We start from the raw sequence: 17,444 nt of genomic DNA, 5'->3' as shown, positions 1-17,444 counted from the left end.
GGATTGCAACGAATCTACAGAAACGTGGTCAACAAACCCTTTACCATGAAATTGTGGTGGCGTCTTCGGCTGCAGAAAATGTCAAGCCTTGGTCGTGGAGTTCGCATATGCATTTGTTTCGTCGGTTCATGCTGTGTTCAGGTGACGGCATAGAGATTGCGGCTCCATTACGGACCGCTGTATGGTTTCGGGCAGATTGAGGTCCGGGATCATTCGGCAAGACTGACAAGACTGATGAGTGAAATCCTTTCAAGGAGGTATCGATGACCGACAAGCGTAAAGTCCGCAAAGCCGTGTTCCCGGTCGCAGGCCTGGGCACACGTTTCCTGCCGGCGACAAAGGCCGTGCCGAAGGAAATGCTGACGGTGGTGGACAAGCCGGTCATTCAATATGTGGTCGACGAGGCGCTGGAAGCGGGTATCGAGCATCTGATCTTCGTGACGGGCCGCAGTAAGGCGGTCATCGAAGACTATTTCGACATCCAGGTCGAACTCGACCAGACGCTGCGCGAGCGCAACAAGAAGATCGAGATCGAACTGCTCGACCGCATCCTGCCGAAGGCGGGAACGACCAGCTTCACCCGCCAGCAGGCGCCGCTCGGTCTTGGCCATGCCGTCTGGTGTGCCCGTGATCTCGTCGGCAACGAGCCCTTCGCGCTGCTCCTGCCGGACATGATCATGAAGGGCGAGAAGGGCTGCCTCAAGGGCATGGTCGAGCTCTATGAGCAGAGCGGCGGCAACGTCATCGCGGTTGAGGAATGCGCCCCCGACCAGGCCCACAAGTATGGTATCGTCGGCGTCGGCGACAAGGTGGGCGAAGGCTTCAAGATCACCAAGATGGTCGAGAAGCCGGCACCGGGCACCGCACCCTCCAACTTCTTCATCAACGGCCGCTATATCCTGCAGCCGGAAATCTTCCCGATTCTCGAAAAGCAGGAGCGTGGCGCCGGCAACGAGATCCAGCTGACCGACGGCATGCTGAAGCTTTCCGACAATCAGCAATTCGCCGCCTATCACTTCCGCGGCGATACCTATGACTGTGGCGCCAAGGACGGCTTCATCCTGGCCAACGTCGCCTTCGCGCTTGAGCGGGGCGACATCCGCCCGACCGTTGAAGGTCCGCTGAAGTCGCTGCTCGCCGGCCTCAAGTAACCGATCTCTTCTCAAAGGTCGGAAGGCCGCGTCCATCGGGCGCGGCCTTTTTCGTACCCGGAATAGCGGATTGCCTCAGCGGCGCAGGGTCAGCCCGACACCGATACGGGTGATATCGGTCGTATCGCCGCGGTCCCGTGTCGTGCGCTCGTAGCTGACGTCGCCGGTCAGTGCGAGGTAGCGATTGATGTCGTAGGTGAGGCCCGCGCCGGTGCGCCAGGTGGTCTCGTCCGACGAGCGGGCGTCCGAGGGATAGTTGCGCAGGGTCAGGTTGTTGGTCAGGCGCGCCACCAGATCCGAGCGCATCTGGTGGGTGATGATGTTGGTGAGGTTGTAGTCGATCGAACCGGCATCGCCCGGCGTCGTTGACGGGTTGAGGTCGGTCGATATCGCGAAGAGCACGTCGGTGCCGCGCTGCGGCGACCAGTTGAGGCGGCCATCAACCGAAAGGCCGCTGATATCGCCAAGCCGGCCGTCCTCGAAATTGTAGGTTTCATAGCCGATGCCAAGCTCGCCATAAAGCTTCTCGCCGAGGTCGAGCTCGATGCCGCCGCGACCGGCATAGGTCTGGTAGGAGCGCTCGAAGCCGAGCGGATCCTCGCGCAGGTCATAGAGCGATTTGCCGACGGAACCCTCGATGAAGGGGATCAATGCCGGAGAAAGCTCGTACCCGACGCGGGCGGTCAGCGTGCCGGTGTTGCGGTTGCGGTATTTGACCGAGAGGTTGGTGCCGTTCTCGAGCTCGACGTCGCCATAGGTGCGCCGGTCGAAGTCGATGCCGACCGAGCCGCGGATCAGGCCGAAGTCGCGCTCGATGGCGGCGCCAAGACGGTAGGTGTTGACGGCGGACTGGTCCTTGGCGTTCGAAATCGCGTTCGGATCGTCGGCGTCCTCGCGTTCGAAGCTGTAGCCGGCGCGCAGTCGCGCGACCGTCTCGTCCCACAGATCCAGCCGCAGTTCGGCGTCGACATCGGCGCGTGGCTCTTCCTCGCCCTCTCCGGAGATGTTGTTCTGCAGCACGCCTTCGCCGGTCACGGTCAGCTGATGGCGCGACCAGTCCGAGGTCAGCGTGCCCCGAATGCCCGTCTCGAGATAACCGCGGTTCGTCTTGGTATCGCCGTCCTTGCGCCATTCGTGGTTGATCGTCTCGCTGACTTCAGGGCGCAGCGTGAAGGTGCCGATGCGCACGCCCGGCGCGCGGTCGTATTCCGGATTGTAGCTGCGCAGCCTGAGGCCGTCGATCGTCGGCTCGCGCTGGTTCTGGCGGAGGTAATCTTCGTTCGAGGCCGGTGTCAGGTCGTCGCTGCTGACGGCGCCGGTGGTTTGCGGATCGGTGATTGCGGGTGTCGTGGCCGATGTCGCGGTTGCTGTGGCCGTCGGCGCCGTGCCCGTGCCGGCGACCGTGCCGTAGGTGGTCGTCGGCGTCGGGGCCGTCTGGGCGCTCAGCGGCGCGGGAAAAAGGAGAGCGGTGCCGGCCAACAGCAGCGCCAGCGACGTCGAACGCCGCGCGTCTCCCCTGGTCGAGCGAAATGAGCCTGGCACCATATGCCGTTTGTCCACGAGCCTGATTGCAATCCTTTCGCAATCGTAAAGCGACGTGGTTAAGCAATCGTTTCCAACAGCGAAAAACCTCGCGGCATCAGCCGCTTGCGGTTCAAACGCTCTCGACCGTCAGGTTGCGGCCATGGGAGGAAACGACGCGCACTCTTGCGCCAACCGGCAGATCGGGGCCCTCGACGATCCAGAACGTATCGTCGAGCCGGATGCGGCCGCGGCCCTCGGCAATCGGTTTTTCCAGCACGGCCGTGCGACCGACGAGGCTTTCGGCGCGCTGGTTCAAGAGCGGCTCGTCGCTGACCTCCGACGAAGAAAGAAAGAAACGGCGGCCGAGCAGAACAGTGGCGACCGACAACAGCGCGAAGAGCACGAGTTGCACTTGCCACGTCCAGAGACCGACGTCCCACAGCAACAGGGAGAGGATGCCGACAATGAGTGCGGCAAGGCCGATCCAGATCAGGAACACGCCCGGAGCGACGAGTTCGGCTGCGAGCAGCACGAAGCCCAGAACCCACCAGCTCCAGGGCCCGAGTTCTTGAATGGCGCTCTTGATCATCGCTTACTTCCCTCGCGAAGGATCGCTCGAAACGGCGGGCGTCGTGCGCGGGGCCGATTGGCGTGGACGCTCGGCCGGGCCTGAGCTGTCGCCGAAGACTTCCCTGGCAATGGCGCCGATACCGCCGAGCGAGCCGATCAGCGCCGAGGCCTCCATCGGCATCAGCACGATCTTCTGGTTGTTGGCGGTGCCGATCGAGGCAAGCGCCTCGGTGTACTTCTGGGCAACGAAGTAGTTGATCGCCTGTACGTCGCCGGCAGCAATGGCCTCGGAGACCATCTTCGTCGCCTTTGCCTCGGCTTCGGCGAGACGCTCGCGGGCTTCGGCGTCGCGGAAAGCTGCTTCGCGCTGGCCCTCGGCCTGCAGGATCGCCGACTGCTTGGCGCCTTCGGCGCGCAGGATCTGGGCGTTTCTGGCGCCTTCGGCTTCGAGCACCTGCGCGCGCTTTTCGCGCTCGGCCTTCATCTGCCGGGCCATGGCGTCGACGAGATCCTTCGGCGGCGCGATATCCTTGATCTCGATGCGGGTGATCTTGATGCCCCAGGGGCTGGCAGCTTCGTCGACGACGTGCAGCAGCCTGTCGTTGATCGTATCGCGGTTCGACAACAGCTCGTCGAGATCCATCGAGCCCATGACCGAGCGGATGTTGGTCATCGTCAGGTTGAGGATGGCGTTTTCCAGATGCGCGACCTGGTAGGCGGCCTGCGCCGCGTTCAGGATCTGATAGAAGGCGACGGCATCGGCCGAGACGCTGGCATTGTCCTTGGTGATGACCTCCTGGGTCGGAACGTCGAGCACCTGTTCCATCACGTTCATCTTGGCGCCGATGCGGTCGATGAAGGGAACGATCAGGTTGAGGCCCGGCTCCAGCGTTTTGGTGTAACGACCGAAGCGCTCGATCGTATAGCGGTAGCCCTGCGGCACCGTCTTGATCCCCATGAAGAGGACCAGGATGATCAGAACTGCGAAACCAATGACGACGATATCCATCCCGCCCAAGATATACCCCCTTAAATTGCAACTGCGACCTGAGGCTGCACTCTAGCGCATTCCGTTTGCCGGCGGAATCGGTTTCAGTGGATTACGCGTAGATTCAAAATGTTAGAACGCCGCAACGGCGGCGTTCCTTCATCTGGAGGTGGTGATCGCCTGCCGGTTTTCAAGCGGGTGTCGCAATGAGGGGGTCAAAGCCAGCCGGCGAGTTCCCGGCGTACGACATGCTCGAGCACGGCCATGCCTTCGGCGCTGTCGTTGAGGCAGGGGATGTGGGCGAACTTCTCGCCGCCGTTGTGATGGAAGCTCTCGGCCGCCTGTTCGGCGATCTCTTCCAGCGTTTCCAGACAGTCCGAAACGAAGCCTGGGTTGAGGACGGCAATGCGCTTGACGCCGTCCTGCGCGAGCTTTTCGACCGTCTTGTCAGTGTAGGGCTGCAGCCATTCCTCGGGGCCGAAGCGTGACTGGAAGGTGACCTGCAGCTTCTCCTTCGACCAGCCGAGCTTTTCGCGCAAAAGTCGCGCGGTCTTTTGGCACTGGCAATAATAGGGGTCGCCCTTGTCGAAATAGCTTTTCGGGATTCCGTGGAAGGAGGTGAGCACCACTTCCGGCTCCCAGTCGAGCGTCGCCAGATGGCGTTTAATCGAGGTCGCGAGAGCGTCGATGTAAACAGGGTCGTCGTGATAGGGCGGGACCGTGCGCAGCGCCGGCTGCCAGCGCATCTTCAAAAGCGCTTCGAAGGCCTTGTCGTTGACGGTTGCCGTGGTCGCCGCCGCATATTGCGGATAGAGCGGGAAGACGAGGATGCGCTCGCACCCGGCCTTCTGCAGTGCTTCCATGCGCGAGGCAATCGACGGCTGGCCGTAGCGCATGCCCCAGTCGACGATCACGTTGGGCTGTTCGGCAAAGCTCTTTGCCATCAGCGTCGCCTGGTTGCGGGTGTAGGTCCTGAGATAGCTCTCGTTCAGATCCTTGTTCCAGATCATCTCGTAGGCCTTGCCGACCTTGCCGGGGCGGGTGTTGAGCACGATGCCGAACAGGATCGGGTACCAGAACAGCCGCGACCATTCGATCACCCGGCGATCGGTCAGGAACTCCTTCAGGTACCGGCGCATCGAGGTGTAGTCGGTGCCATCGGGCGTGCCGAGATTGACCAGGAGAATACCGACCTTTCCGGAGTCGACGGAAGGGTGGTTGGCAGGGGTGCTCACGGCAGGCTGATCGGTCATCTCGGTCCTCGTCGGTCCCGTTCGATCGGAACACTGCTTTCGGTTTCAAACCCTTCTAAAAAGAAAAGCCGGCGCGGGGAAGCCCGCGCCGGCCCTGAAAGGAGAGGCAAATTGTCTTACTTTGTCGGAATCTCCAGTTCCGTGCCGACATGCAGGTGGCGCGGCGCCGGCTTGCCGTTGGCTGCGGAGATCTTCGCCCAGAGCGCGCCATCGCCGTAGAACGCCTTGGCGAGGTCCCAGAGCGTATCGCCCTTGGCAATCACGTGCTTCTGCGGGCCGCTGGCTGCAGCCGTCGTGCCGCCGGCGGTCGCAGCCGGCTGCGTTGCCGTGGCGCCGGCTGCCGGCTTTGCCTCGGCTGCCGGTTGCTCGGTCGTCGCAGCGCCTGCGGCCGAAGCGACCTCGGTGATGCGCCCATCGGTGTAGGGCTTGAACGGCTGGTGAGCCGCGAGGTAATCGGCAAGCACCGTTTCGAGGCCCGGACCGTAGTCGTAGGCGTTTTCACCCTTCGTCTTGAAGACGTCGTAGCCGTCGCCGCCATTGCGCATGTAGTTGTTGGTGACCAGCGAATAGGTCTTGGCCGGATCGAGCGGGACGTAAGTCTCGCCTTCCTTGACTTCCACCGCGACGACGCGGCTGCCGACCGGCTTCGACTTGTCGAAGGCGTATTTCATGCCGGCCACCTGCGGGAAGCGGCCACCGGCTTCTTCGAGCTTGCTAAGGCCGTTTTCCAGCGCTTCGCGGATGCCGTCACCCTTGATCTGGAAGGTCGCAACCGTGTTCTGGAACGGCAGCACGGTGATGGCCTCGCCCATCGAAACGTCGCCCGCATCGATGGAAGCGCGCAGGCCGCCGCCGTTGGTGATGGCGATCGTCACGCCCTGGCCCTTGACGCGGTCGAGCATGGCGTCGGTCAGGAGGCTGCCCATTTCGCATTCCCTGGCGCGGCAATTGTCGCGCGAGCCGTCGATCGGCGCTTCGGTCTTGGCAATGATCTTGTTGCGCAGTTCCTCGATCGGCTTGCCGAGTTCGGCAACACGCGCGAGCACCGCTTCATCCGGCTTGACGGACGAGTCGACGAGGATCGGATCGCCCTTGGCGGCCTTGACGACGCCCTTGTCGTCGAAGGTGACGACCAGGTCGCCGAGATATTTGGAATAGGAACCGGCCTGCACGACGGGGACCTTGTAGCCGCCGGGGTTGTCGACCATCGTCGGGTAGGGACCCTCGGCTTTCGCATCGGTGTTCGACAACAGGCTGTGCGAGTGGCCCCCGACGACAACGTCGACATCCGGGATCTTGGCGATTGCCGCCAGATCGCGCGGGTAGCCGACATGGGTGAGCGCGATGATCTTGTCGACGCCCTGCTTCTTCAGTTCCTCGACCTGGGCGGTCGTGGTTGCGACATCGTCGCCGATCAGGATATCCGGGCCGGGCGAAGAGAGTTCCGGCGTATCGTTGGCAACCGCGCCGACGATCCCGACCTTCTGGCCGCCAACATCGAGCACGATCGACGGCTTGATGCGGTCGCCGATCTTCGACTTGAAGCTCGGAAGCACGTTGGCGGTCACGACCGGGAACTGGATCTTGTCGAGGAAGCCGGCGAGACCATCTTCGCTCTCGTCGAACTCATGGTTTCCGACGGTCATCGCGTCGAACTTCATCAGGTTGAGGAATTCGGCTTCTGCCAGGCCCTTGTAGGTGGTGAAGAACAGCGAACCCTGGAAATTGTCGCCGGCGTTCAGGAGCAGCACATTCTTGCCGGAGAGCTCCTGGCGCTTCTGGTCGATCAGGGCTTTCAGACGGGCAACGCCGCCGAAGCACTCGTTCTTGCCTTCCTCTTCGGCCGAGCAGGTCGAATCGAACTTGTTGATCGATTCGATGCGCGAATGCAGGTCGTTGATATGCAGGATGTTCAACTCATAATCGGCGAAGGCCGCGCCCGAAGATAGGGCAAGAATGGACGCGGTCATCAGGCCGGTCCTCACGTGTCTGATCATGATGTTCTCCTGTTTTCGCCTGTTGTCTGCCGACCGTATCCGCACCCACCAAGAGGATCCGGTCCCCACGGTCGGGGTGGCTTTGCCGGGGCGGATGGTTTCATCACTTGGAGGCGACTTCAAGCGCTAAAACCATGCTCTGGGTGTCGGGTTTACCGTTAAGGTTAAGTCGTGGCGCTGAAACGAAAAAAGCCTCCGGGCGGAGGCTTTTGTAGTTTCCTGCTTGCTGTATTAGCCGCGCCGCGCCAGCGAGAACTGCGCACCGGCGTCCGTGGTGCAGTTGAGCTGGTTCTGGGTGACCAGGGCGCAAGCGACCTTGGACTGGGTGTTGCGCACCAATGAGGTCATGTTGATCTCGACAAGCGTCGGGCTCGTCTTGACGTAGTTGCCCGAGGCGAGCAGCTGATTGGTGTCGGTCGTGCGGGTCGAGAAGGTTCCGCCCGCGAATGTGGAGACGATGCCGTTTGGATCGACCCAGGAGCCTTCGACACCGCTTGCCTGCTGCGCCGGCGGGCCGCCCCCATCGTAGACCCGGGGCGACGACTGGCAGGAGGCCAGGGCCGCGGCGGTTGCGAGTAGGGTCAGGACTGCGAATGGCTTCATAGGCGATTTCCCCCGCATTGGGCCGAGCGGATTGCTGAATTCCGGCATGACCATGCCGCGATCATGAGTTGAAAGCAAGAGCGGCCGGCTTCGGCCTCTGCCTTTTCCCATCTCGATGAAAAAGCCCGGGGCGCGACTGCGCCCCGGGCCGGATGACGTTTTACGTCAAAAGCTTAGCGAACGAGAATGTTCTTGAACTGCCACGGGTCCTTGGTGTCGATGTCCTCGGGGAAGAGGCCCGGGCGGCCATCGAGCGGGGTCCAGTCGGTGTAGTGACCTTCGACCGGGCCGAGGTACTGCAGCTGCACTTCGAGGCACCGCTTGTAGTCCATCTCGTCGGCTTCGACGATGCCGGACTTCGGGTTCTCGATCGCCCAGACCATGCCGGCCAGAACCGCGGAGGTCACCTGCAGGCCGGTGGCGTTCTGGTAGGGAGCGATGCGGCGGGTTTCCTCGAGCGACAGGCGCGAACCGTACCAGTAGGCGTTCTTGTCGTGACCGTAGAGCAGCACGCCGAGTTCGTCGACGCCGTCGACGAGTTCCTTCTCGTCAAGCACGTGGTGCACCGGCTGGGCGTTGCCGCCGTTGCCGAACATCTCGTGCAGCGACAGAACGGCGTCGTTGGCCGGATGATAGGCGTAGTGGCAGGTCGGGCGGTAGCTCACTTCGCCGTCCTTGTCACGAACGGTGAAGAAGTCCGAGATCGAGATCGCCTCGTTGTGGGTGACGAGGAAGCCGTACTGCGGGCCGGGGGTCGGGCACCAGGTGCGCACGCGGGTGTTGGCGCCCGGCTGCTCCAGGTAGATCGCCGCCTTGCAGCCCTTCTTGTGCTTCTTGGCGTTCTTCGGCATCCAGTTCTCATGGGTGCCCCAGCCGAGCTCGGCCGGCTGCAGGCCTTCAGAGATGAAGCCTTCGACCGACCAGGTGTTCCAGAAGGTGTTGAACGGCTTCGGGTTCTTGGTGCGCTGGGTGTCGCGCTCGGCGATGTGAACGCCCTTGACGCCGACCTTCTTCATCAGCTTGGCCCAGCCTTCGCGGTCGTCCTGATGTGGCTCGTCATACTTGACGCCCAGGTCGTTTGCGAGGTTCAGAAGGCCCTGCTTGACGAACCAGGACACCATGCCCGGGTTGGCGCCGCAGGTGGAAACCGCGGTCGTGCCGCCCGGGTTCTTTTCCTTTTCCTTGCGCAGGGTTTCGCGCAGGGCGTAGTTGGTGCGGTCGGCATTGTCCATTTCGCTGTCGAAATAGAAGCCGAGCCACGGCTCGACGACCGTGTCGATATAGAGAACGTCAAGCTTGCGGCACATCCGCATCAGGTCGACCGAGCCGGTGTCGACCGACAGGTTGACGCAGAAGCCCTGGCCTTCGCCTTCGGTCAGGAGCGGCTTCAGGAGTTCCTTGTAGTTGTCCTTCGTCACGTGAGCACGGACGTGGCGCACGCCGTGGCGTTCGAAGATCTCGTTATCGGCAGCATCCTCACGGGGCTCGACCACGATCAACCGGTTCTTGTCGTATTTGAAGTGGCGCTCGATCAGCGGCAAGGTGCCGCGACCGATCGAGCCGAAACCGATCATGACGATCGGACCGGTGATCTCGCCGTAAACCGGGTAGGTGGTATCTGCCATTTTTGTCTTACTCCTGAGAAAACTTCCCTGTGAGGGTGGGTGACGAAGCATGAGGAATCGGCTGGCGCCGTTGTTCCGGCTTGATCAATGTGCCGCAGCGGCGTTGGCGCCTTTTGAAGGCACGCGGGCGCTGTAGAGCATAGATTGCTGTCACAATAAAGAGCCGGCAGGTCAACCGCTATTTGAGGGTGTGCTTAACCCGCGATCGAAATGAGTGATGAAATCAACGAATCCCGCTTGCTGACAAGGCCCTTGTAGGCCGCCTGCGGCAAGGTGAGCGCGCGCAGCTGCTCGACGAAAGAGTGCGCCAGCGTCGCCGCGTCGGGCCGGCTTCTCAAGATCGACAGCGGGTCGGAATAGATCCGGATCGTGAAGACGATTGCGCCGGTCTCAGGCAGCTTGCGCAAGGTCTGCCGCTCGATGCGAATGAACGTGCGCTCCTCCGTCAGCGCGATTGCTTCGGCGGCCACGCCCTCGGACTTCGATTTCGGCAGATGCAGTCCACCGTCGATGTTGACCGCCCAGTTGAAGCGCTCGACGAAACGGCCGGGTGGAAGGTTGTCGAACATGCGGGCGATGAGATCGGCATTGCGGGTGCCCTCTTCGAAACCGGGAACGGGGCCATGAATCTCGTTCATGGTGCGGCCGTATTTTTCCGCGAGCGACCAGGAGGAGGGGAAGGCGACATAGCCGGCCTCGAGCCGCCATCCGTCGCCCGTCTTCATCATGATCGCCAGATCGTCCTGAACGAGGGACCCGGCGACGACGAGCGGGACGTCGCCGTCGAGCGCGACGCGCTCGCCGCTGCCGGCGATCATCGTATCACCGTCGCGCCGATAGATCTCGGGATACCGCGCCGGGAGGTGGTCCACGATGAGGGCGAGCAATTCGCGCTGCGCGTCGATGCTGTCGTGGGCGGCGGCGAAAACCACGTTGCGGTCCTGTTTCAACAGGCGCTTCTTTTCATCGAGATAGTGCTGCAGAAGGTGGTCAGGCTCGATCCAGCGATCGGGATCCAGCTGCGCAAGGCCGATGGTGAAAGGCTTGGAAGAACCGTCGTAAGGCGTATGCTTCATGCTCGGCGGCCGGTCCAGGTTGCGATTTAACCATATTCCCTATCGTTTCGCACGGTGAAACGCTTGTCACAAGCGGTTCGTGCTATAGCTAGGGTAGAAGCATTCGCTTCGCGCCATGATTGATAGTTCCCGGAGGCGTGACAGACCGTGACCGGTAGTCATCTCAAGGCCCTTGCGGCCCTACAGAGTAAAACACCCGTGCTGATCGCACTCTACGATCAGCACGATCGATTGCGTTTTGCCAATCCGGCATTCCGCACAGCCTACCATGTCGGCCCGGATGAAAGCCCGACCTGGGAGGAAATCATGCGCCGGAACCATGCCGCCGGCCACGGAACGATCCTGAAGACCGAAGACATCGATGCCTGGATCGCCTCGACGATGCATCGGCGCGGCAAGGTTCCGTTCCGCGCCATGGAAACCGACCTGCATGACGGTCGCTGGATGTGGATGACGGAGACGGTGGACGCGGACGGCTGCATGCTGTGCATCGCCGTCGACGTCACGACGATCCATGCGGAAGAACGCGAGCTCAGGCAGGACCGCGACTTCGCCCTGCGAGCGGCCCAGGTCGATGAACTGACGAGCGTTCCCAACCGTCGCTACACGATGGGACGGCTCACCGAGTTTGTCGCCAATTGCGCCGAAAACCCGCATATGTGGGGTTGCGTGGCGATCATCGACATCGACTATTTCAAGGCGATCAATGATCGCCACGGGCACCAGCGCGGCGACGAGGTTCTGCTCGATTTCGCGCGCCAGATGCAGGAATTCGTGCGCCGCTCGGATTGTTTCGGCCGGATCGGCGGCGAGGAGTTCATGCTCATCCTGCCGGATACCACCATCAGCGAGGGCCACCGCATTCTCGACCGCCTGCTCGAGCGGGTGCGCAATTCCCGCCCGCTCGAAAATATCCCGGAGTTCTTCTACACCTGTTCGGTCGGGGTTGCGGAGTATCGCGACGGCGACACGGTGAGCGACCTCTACGCCCGCGCCGATCAGGCGCTCTACCTTGCCAAGCGCGATGGCAGGGACCAGGTCAGGCGCCACACGCTTCCCGGCTCAGACCAGGAGGTTCACCCGGATCAGGCCCCTTAGCGAGTTGCCGACATAGAGCGTGCCGCGTGCGAGGTCGACGGGCGAAAGCCGGGCGACACGGGCCCGCCGCTGGCAGATCAGTTCGGTGCGAAGGACGCCTGCAAGCAAGCCGCAGGCGACGGGCGGCGTCTTCAGGGCGCCGCTGCCGTCATCAAGGAAGATCGAGGTGATGGTGCCCTCGCAAACCTCATCCTTCTCGTTCAGCAGCAGAACCTCGTCGGCCTCATCAGCCGCGAATTCGGCGCGCGCCGCCTCATAGGCCGCGCGCCGGCTGGTCTTGTAGCGCAGCAATGGATTGCTGGAATTCAACCGCTCCGCGGCGATCCGAACCCGCCAAACCGCGTCTTCCGCCAGGGGCATGAAAGGGGCGGTCTTCACCTCGATGCGGCCATCGGGGAGAAGCTCAAGGCGAACGCGCAGTGCTGCAGCCTGGTCGGTGCAATTTGCCCTTCCCACCGCTTCGTGCAATGCCGCTTCGGCGCCTTCCACGCCGGACATTCCCAGGCGCCGGGCGGAACGCCGCAGCCGGGCGAGATGCAGGCGCAGCCGAACGAAACCGCTGGTGCGCTCGTAACGCAGGGTTTCGATCAGCGAAAAATCCGTCATCGCGCGATCCCATCGTCATCGGGCGCGACAGCAGCGTCGCCGAGCGCGATCGATCCGTCGCCGACGGCGAAGCGGGCCTTCAGCAGGCATTCCTCGTATTCGGACGGGGCGTTGCTGTCGAAGACGATGCCGCCGCCGACATTGAAGACGGCCTCGCCATTCTCAAAAAGCGAGATTGTCCGGATCGCGACGCTGAAGCGCATCACCCCGCTCGGGGCGATGAAGCCGATGGCGCCGCAATAGGCGTCGCGGGGGCCATCCTCCAGGTCGTGCAGGATTTCCATGGCCCGGATCTTCGGGGCGCCGGTGATCGAGCCGCAGGGAAATAGCGCGGCGAAGATGTCCCTGAGCCCGATGTCCGGCAGAAGCTTGGCGCGGACGTGGCTTACCATCTGGTGCACCGTCGGGTAGGTCTCGATCTCGAAGAGCTTGGGCACATCGAGCGTGCCGACTTCGGTGATGCGCGAGATATCGTTGCGCAGCAGGTCGACGATCATGCGGTTTTCGGCCTGCGTCTTCTCGTCGGCGCGCATGGCGGCGATGATTTCGGCGTCTTCCGCTGCCGATGCGCCGCGCCTCGCCGTACCCTTCATCGGATGCGTTTCGATCCAGCCGTCGGCATCAACGCGAAAGAAGAGTTCCGGCGAACGCGACAAAAGCACAGGCCCGTCGAGTGCGACGAGCGCACCGTACTTCACCGGCTGGCGGTCGATCAGCGACCAGAAGGCTGCGCGCGGGTCGCCGGACCAGCGGGCGCGGATCGGCATCGTCAGGTTGGCCTGGTAGCAATCGCCCTGGCGAAGATGCTGGTGCAGCGTGTCAAAGCGCGTCCGATAGGTCTCGAAATCCCAGCCGGCGCGGGGTTCGCTCAGGAAGGGTTCGTTCTCGGTCCGGCGCTGCGGCTCGGCAAGGGGATGGTCGTCCGCAGGCGCATCGAAGATGCCGAAAGACATCAGCGGCGTCTCGCGGCCTTCCTCGGCAAAGCCCGCGAGTTTCTCTTCGAAGAGATGGCCGGCCTCATAGGCCATGAAACCGGCAATCCACTTGCCTGCCTTGTGGGCACGCTCGAGTTCGGCCAGTCCGCGGGTGAACTCGGCCCTGGTGCGCGCGGTGATGATGCGGGAAGGCTCAGCGAAAACCGTGGTGCGGTTTTCGCTGTCATCCCGGAACAGCACATAGGGTGCAGTGTCGCTCATGCAGTCGTCTTGTCGATCGCGCCGTGTTCCGGACCTGTGCCGGATCAGGCGTTATCAAGCGCCTCGAGTTCGTCGATGAGGCCCTCGATCATCGACAGTCCCTGTGCCCAGAACGACGGATCGGTGGCGTCGAGGCCGAAGGGGGCGAGCAGCTCGGAGTGGTGCTTGGTGCCACCGGCCTTCAGAAGCTCGAAGTACTTCTCCTGGAAGCCCTTCTCGGCGTTCTGGTAAACGGCATAGAGCGAGTTCACCAGGCAGTCGCCGAAGGCATAGGCATAGACGTAGAACGGCGAATGGATGAAGTGGGGGATATAGGCCCAATAGGTCTCGTAGCCCTCGGAAATGCGGATCGCCGGGCCGAGGCTCTCGTTCTGCACCGACAGCCACAGCTTGCCGATGTCGTCCGCCGTCAGCTCGCCCTCCTTGCGGGCGGTGTGCACCTTGCGCTCGAACTCGTAAAAGGCGATCTGGCGCACGACCGTGTTGATCATGTCCTCGACCTTCTGGGACAGCATCGCCTTGCGCTCGCGCTTGTCCTTCGTCTGGTCGAGGAGGGCGCGGAAGGTCAGCATCTCGCCGAAGACGGACGCGGTTTCGGCCAGCGTCAACGGCGTTGACGCCATCAGCGCGCCCTGACCGCCGGCCAGCACCTGATGCACGCCGTGGCCGAGTTCATGAGCGAGCGTCATCACGTCGCGCGGCTTGCCCATGTAGTTTACGAGAACATAGGGATGGGCGGAGGGCACGGTCGGGTGGGCGAAGGCGCCCGGCGCCTTGCCGGGGCGCACCGGCGCATCGATCCAGCGCTCGTCGAAGAAGCGGCGGGCGATCGCCGCCATCTCCGGATCGAAGGCATTGTAGGCCGAAAGCACGGTTTCCTTGGCTTCGTTCCAAGAGATCAGCGCGTTCGGGGTTTCCGGCAGCGGCGCATTGCGGTCCCAGAAATCCATCTCGCTCATGCCGAGCCACTTGGCCTTCATCGTGTAGTAGCGATGCGACAGCCGCGGATAGGCCGCCTTGACGGCTTCGGCGAGTGCATCGACGACCTCGCGCTCGACGCGGTTGGCCAGATGCCGGCTGTCGGCGATATCCTCGAAGCCGCGCCAGCGGTCGGAGATTTCCTTGTCCTTGGCGAGCGTATTGGTGATCAGCGTAAAGGTGCGGATATTGGCCTTGAAGGTTTCGGCAAGGGCCATCGCCGCCTTCTTGCGCACCTCGGTTGCCGGATCCTGCAACAGGTTCAGCGCCACCTCGAGCGGCAGCGCCTCGCCGTCGATGGTGAAGGTGAGGCTCGCCATCGTCTCGTCGAAAAGGCGGTTGAACGCCGCGGCACCCGTCATCGACTTTTCGAGGAACAGCTGCTCCAGCTTGTCGTCGAGCTGATATGGTTTGTCCTTGCGCAGGTCCGTCAGCCAGGGCTTGTAGTGGGCGGCGAGCGCGTCGGTTTCGAGCGCCTTGTCGAGGATCGCATCGTCGATCCGGTTCAGTTCCAGCGAGAAGAACAGGAGATGCGCCGACATGTCGGTCAGCTTCGACTGCACGTCGCCGTAGAGCTTGCCGTTTTCGGGCTTGGAGGTATCGGAGAAATAGGTAAGTCCGGCAAAGGAGGCGATGCGGCCCATGACATCTTCGAGCGCCTCGAATTCACGCACGGCAGCGCCGATGCCTTCGTCGCCGCTCTTTTGCGCAGCCTCGGAAAGTTTGCCCTTCCATCTGGCTTCGAAGGCCTTGGCACCGGCATCGGCCTTTTTCAGGTCGCTCAGAAACGCATCGGATGTCGACGAGGGATAGAGATCTTCGAGCCGCCAGGACGGCAGGTCCCCGAGATCCGCAGCGGCGCCATGGACATGTCCGGCGGCGGCGCGGGCAACGAATTGATCGGGGGCGAAGGGGCTGAAGGTCATCGTCGGATTTCTCTCGTTCGTGACAGGAAGAGGCAAGCGGTATGGTCTCCATTGCTATCGCCGGCAATGGATAAAATGCAAGCATTTCTCAAAACATGATGTTCAGCCCTTTATGGCACAGATGCCTGACGTGATTTGGCACATGAGGTTGGCCAAAGAGTACCGCGTGTCCAGAGCAGGAGGCTTCCGTGACATCACACATTCTGGTCATTGATGACGATCCGGTGCAGCGCCGGTTGCTGACGAACATGATCGAGCGTCTCGGTCATGTCGCGCATCTGGCCGACAACGGCCGCAGCGGCCTGGAGCTTTTGGAGCGGAAGGGCGGCATGATCAATGTCATCCTTCTCGACCTGCTGATGCCGGAAATGAACGGTCACGGGTTCCTCGAGGCGCTCGCCGAACGGGGGGTCGACACGCCCGTCATCGTCCAGACCGGACAGGGCGGCATCGAGACCGTTGTGCACGCGATGCAGGCGGGCGCTTTCGACTTCCTGGTCAAGCCGGTGTCCCCGGAGCGGCTGTCGGTTGCGATCGGCAACGCGCTTAAGATGGCGAGCCGCGACGGCAAGGTCAAAACCTCGCGCCGTCCGCGCGGCGGTGCCGTCGGTTTCGAAGACATTGTCTCGGCAAGCCCGGCGATGATCCGGGTGATCGACCTCGCGCGCCGTGCCGCGCAGTCCAACATCCCGATCGTGCTTGAAGGCGAATCCGGCGTCGGCAAGGAAATGGTCGCGCGCGCCATCCAGTCGGCAAGCGACCGGACCGGCAAGCCTTTCATCACCGTCAACTGTGGCGCCATCCCGCACAATCTGGTCGAAAGCATCCTTTTCGGCCATGAGAAGGGCGCCTTCACCGGGGCAACGGAAAAGCATACGGGCAAGTTCGTGGATGCGGACGGGGGCACGCTGTTCCTCGACGAGATCGGCGACCTGCCGCTCGAGGTCCAGGTAAAGCTCCTGCGCGCGGTGCAGCAGGGCGAAATCGAGACGATCGGCGCACGCCACACCCAGAAGGTGAACGTCCGGCTGATCTCGGCCACCAACAAGGACCTGATCAACGAGGTGCGCGAGGGACGGTTCCGCGAGGACCTCTACTATCGCCTCAACGTGTTCCCGATCACCATTCCGGCGTTGCGCCGTCGCAAGGAGGACATCCCGGTTCTCGTGCGCTCCTTCGTCGAGCGTTTCGCCGCCGAGCAGCGGCTGAACCAGCCGCTGATGGTGACGTCCGGAGCGCTGGCGCTTCTGACCGCCTATGACTGGCCGGGCAACATTCGCCAGCTTGAAAACGCGATCTTCCGGGCGGTCGTGCTTGCCGAGGGCAACGAGCTGACGGTCAAGGACTTCCCGCAGATCGCCACGCAGATACCCGGCTACGTGATTTCCGACCGTTCCGGCTTTTCCTGGGGCGAATCCGGTCCGGAACGCACTGGGGCAGGCGATCAGGTGCCGAACGTCTATCCCGACTTTGCCAGCGCCCAGAAATCGATGGAGCCCGAGGCGCCGCATGACCCGCGGCTCGACAATGCGATCGCCAGTGTCGACGAGGGCGGGGACGTGCGCAAGCTTGCGGAAGTGGAAGAGGAACTGATTCGTTTTGCGCTGAAATTCTACCGCGGGCAGATGAGTCAGGTGGCGCGCAAGCTCGGTATCGGCCGCTCGACCCTTTACCGCAAGCTCAAGGATTATGGCATCGATCCCGATAACCCGTTGAGAGAGGCGGCTTAAAATCGACGCATTCACTCTTCATTAGCCGTGTTATTCCGTCACCGCCGTTTAGACCTTGTTAGTGAAGTGTTCACTATATTATAAGGGGCGGTGACGACTGTGGCATATTTGCCATGCTGTCAC

The 17,444-nt window shown here is 62.4% G+C and carries 15 protein-coding genes; 4 read left to right on the top strand and 11 right to left on the bottom strand.

Features of this window, described 5'->3' with window-relative positions; translation table 11 throughout:
• Together VGO12_RS02020 and galU are read left to right on the top strand one after the other, a co-directional pair.
• Nucleotides 1-200, top strand: a 200-nt coding sequence (locus tag VGO12_RS02020) for a hypothetical protein (RefSeq protein ID WP_327511080.1), incomplete at its 5' end; no start/stop codon positions are given.
• A 63-nt stretch (nucleotides 201-263) separates the two neighbouring features.
• Complete coding sequence (gene galU, locus VGO12_RS02015) at nucleotides 264-1,151, top strand: UTP--glucose-1-phosphate uridylyltransferase GalU (RefSeq protein ID WP_327511079.1); 888 nt, start codon at nucleotides 264-266, stop codon at nucleotides 1,149-1,151.
• 75 nt (nucleotides 1,152-1,226) lie between these two features.
• Here the strand turns inward: galU and VGO12_RS02010 are convergent, their stop codons facing one another.
• The 8 genes from VGO12_RS02010 to VGO12_RS01975 all read right to left on the bottom strand — a co-directional run bounded on the left by VGO12_RS02010 (nucleotide 1,227) and on the right by VGO12_RS01975 (nucleotide 10,787).
• Nucleotides 1,227-2,696 carry an outer membrane beta-barrel protein gene (locus VGO12_RS02010; protein ID WP_327511078.1) on the bottom strand — a complete coding sequence of 490 codons (1,470 nt, stop codon included), beginning with the start codon at nucleotides 2,694-2,696 and terminating at the stop codon, nucleotides 1,227-1,229.
• Nucleotides 2,697-2,805: 109 nt separating this feature from the next.
• Entirely contained in the window at nucleotides 2,806-3,264 is a 459-nt protein-coding gene (locus VGO12_RS02005) for an NfeD family protein (protein WP_327511077.1), read from the bottom strand.
• Between the two features lie 3 nt (nucleotides 3,265-3,267).
• Entirely contained in the window at nucleotides 3,268-4,263 is a 996-nt protein-coding gene (locus VGO12_RS02000; protein WP_327511076.1) for an SPFH domain-containing protein, read from the bottom strand.
• A 185-nt stretch (nucleotides 4,264-4,448) separates the two neighbouring features.
• Nucleotides 4,449-5,486 carry a ferrochelatase gene (hemH, locus tag VGO12_RS01995; RefSeq protein WP_327511075.1) on the bottom strand — a complete coding sequence of 346 codons (1,038 nt, stop codon included), beginning with the start codon at nucleotides 5,484-5,486 and terminating at the stop codon, nucleotides 4,449-4,451.
• Between the two features lie 116 nt (nucleotides 5,487-5,602).
• On the bottom strand, nucleotides 5,603-7,483 hold the full coding sequence (locus VGO12_RS01990) for a 5'-nucleotidase C-terminal domain-containing protein (RefSeq protein ID WP_327511074.1): 1,881 nt from the start codon (nucleotides 7,481-7,483) through the stop codon (nucleotides 5,603-5,605).
• 231 nt (nucleotides 7,484-7,714) lie between these two features.
• The gene (omp10, locus tag VGO12_RS01985; protein ID WP_065778670.1) at nucleotides 7,715-8,086 is read right to left on the bottom strand and encodes an outer membrane lipoprotein Omp10; all 372 of its coding nucleotides are present in this window, start codon (nucleotides 8,084-8,086) and stop codon (nucleotides 7,715-7,717) included.
• Between the two features lie 173 nt (nucleotides 8,087-8,259).
• Nucleotides 8,260-9,711, bottom strand: coding sequence for a homospermidine synthase (locus VGO12_RS01980; protein WP_327511073.1), 1,452 nt, complete (start codon nucleotides 9,709-9,711; stop codon nucleotides 8,260-8,262).
• 194 nt (nucleotides 9,712-9,905) lie between these two features.
• Nucleotides 9,906-10,787, bottom strand: coding sequence for a DUF3445 domain-containing protein (locus VGO12_RS01975; RefSeq protein WP_327511072.1), 882 nt, complete (start codon nucleotides 10,785-10,787; stop codon nucleotides 9,906-9,908).
• Between the two features lie 147 nt (nucleotides 10,788-10,934).
• Here VGO12_RS01975 and VGO12_RS01970 point away from each other — a divergent pair, with 147 nt between their 5' ends.
• Complete coding sequence (locus VGO12_RS01970; protein WP_327511071.1) at nucleotides 10,935-11,885, top strand: sensor domain-containing diguanylate cyclase; 951 nt, start codon at nucleotides 10,935-10,937, stop codon at nucleotides 11,883-11,885.
• On the opposite strand, the gene VGO12_RS01965 is transcribed toward VGO12_RS01970, so the two are convergent.
• From VGO12_RS01965 to VGO12_RS01955, 3 genes are read right to left on the bottom strand one after another with little or no spacing between them, the layout of a single operon-like run.
• Nucleotides 11,850-12,491, bottom strand: a complete 642-nt coding sequence (locus VGO12_RS01965) for an aminotransferase class IV family protein (RefSeq protein WP_327511070.1) — start codon at nucleotides 12,489-12,491, stop codon at nucleotides 11,850-11,852. The two genes, VGO12_RS01970 and VGO12_RS01965, sit on opposite strands and share 36 nt — an antisense overlap.
• Nucleotides 12,488-13,687 (bottom strand): aminodeoxychorismate synthase component I, encoded by a 1,200-nt coding sequence (locus VGO12_RS01960; RefSeq protein WP_327511069.1) that lies wholly within the window; start codon nucleotides 13,685-13,687, stop codon nucleotides 12,488-12,490. Before VGO12_RS01960 ends, VGO12_RS01965 begins: the two co-directional genes overlap by 4 nt.
• Nucleotides 13,688-13,731: 44 nt before the next feature.
• Nucleotides 13,732-15,591, bottom strand: a complete 1,860-nt coding sequence (locus VGO12_RS01955) for a M3 family oligoendopeptidase (RefSeq protein WP_327511068.1) — start codon at nucleotides 15,589-15,591, stop codon at nucleotides 13,732-13,734.
• 188 nt (nucleotides 15,592-15,779) lie between these two features.
• Here VGO12_RS01955 and VGO12_RS01950 point away from each other — a divergent pair, with 188 nt between their 5' ends.
• Nucleotides 15,780-17,321, top strand: coding sequence for a sigma-54 dependent transcriptional regulator (locus VGO12_RS01950; RefSeq protein ID WP_327511067.1), 1,542 nt, complete (start codon nucleotides 15,780-15,782; stop codon nucleotides 17,319-17,321).
• The last annotated feature ends 123 nt before the right edge of the window (nucleotides 17,322-17,444 follow it).

Origin of the sequence: Ensifer sp., from assembly GCF_035999135.1 — a bacterium.
Taxonomy (GTDB): Bacteria; Pseudomonadota; Alphaproteobacteria; order Rhizobiales; family Rhizobiaceae; genus Ensifer.
The sequence above is the reverse complement of the archived record's forward strand: the minus strand, read 5'-3'. Positions and strand labels throughout refer to the sequence as shown.

What these genes read in the sequence shown, in the direction of transcription:
- VGO12_RS02010 (WP_327511078.1), bottom strand. Translation starts at nt 2,696, where the DNA reads ATGGTGCCAGGCTCATTTCGCTCGACCAGGGGAGACGCGCGGCGTTCG.
- VGO12_RS01990 (WP_327511074.1), bottom strand. Translation starts at nt 7,483, where the DNA reads ATGATCAGACACGTGAGGACCGGCCTGATGACCGCGTCCATTCTTGCC.
- VGO12_RS01980 (WP_327511073.1), bottom strand. Translation starts at nt 9,711, where the DNA reads ATGGCAGATACCACCTACCCGGTTTACGGCGAGATCACCGGTCCGATC.
- VGO12_RS01965 (WP_327511070.1), bottom strand. Translation starts at nt 12,491, where the DNA reads ATGACGGATTTTTCGCTGATCGAAACCCTGCGTTACGAGCGCACCAGC.
- hemH (WP_327511075.1), bottom strand. Translation starts at nt 5,486, where the DNA reads ATGACCGATCAGCCTGCCGTGAGCACCCCTGCCAACCACCCTTCCGTC.
- VGO12_RS02005 (WP_327511077.1), bottom strand. Translation starts at nt 3,264, where the DNA reads ATGATCAAGAGCGCCATTCAAGAACTCGGGCCCTGGAGCTGGTGGGTT.
- galU (WP_327511079.1), top strand. Translation starts at nt 264, where the DNA reads ATGACCGACAAGCGTAAAGTCCGCAAAGCCGTGTTCCCGGTCGCAGGC.
- VGO12_RS01955 (WP_327511068.1), bottom strand. Translation starts at nt 15,591, where the DNA reads ATGACCTTCAGCCCCTTCGCCCCCGATCAATTCGTTGCCCGCGCCGCC.
- omp10 (WP_065778670.1), bottom strand. Translation starts at nt 8,086, where the DNA reads ATGAAGCCATTCGCAGTCCTGACCCTACTCGCAACCGCCGCGGCCCTG.
- VGO12_RS01975 (WP_327511072.1), bottom strand. Translation starts at nt 10,787, where the DNA reads ATGAAGCATACGCCTTACGACGGTTCTTCCAAGCCTTTCACCATCGGC.
- VGO12_RS01960 (WP_327511069.1), bottom strand. Translation starts at nt 13,687, where the DNA reads ATGAGCGACACTGCACCCTATGTGCTGTTCCGGGATGACAGCGAAAAC.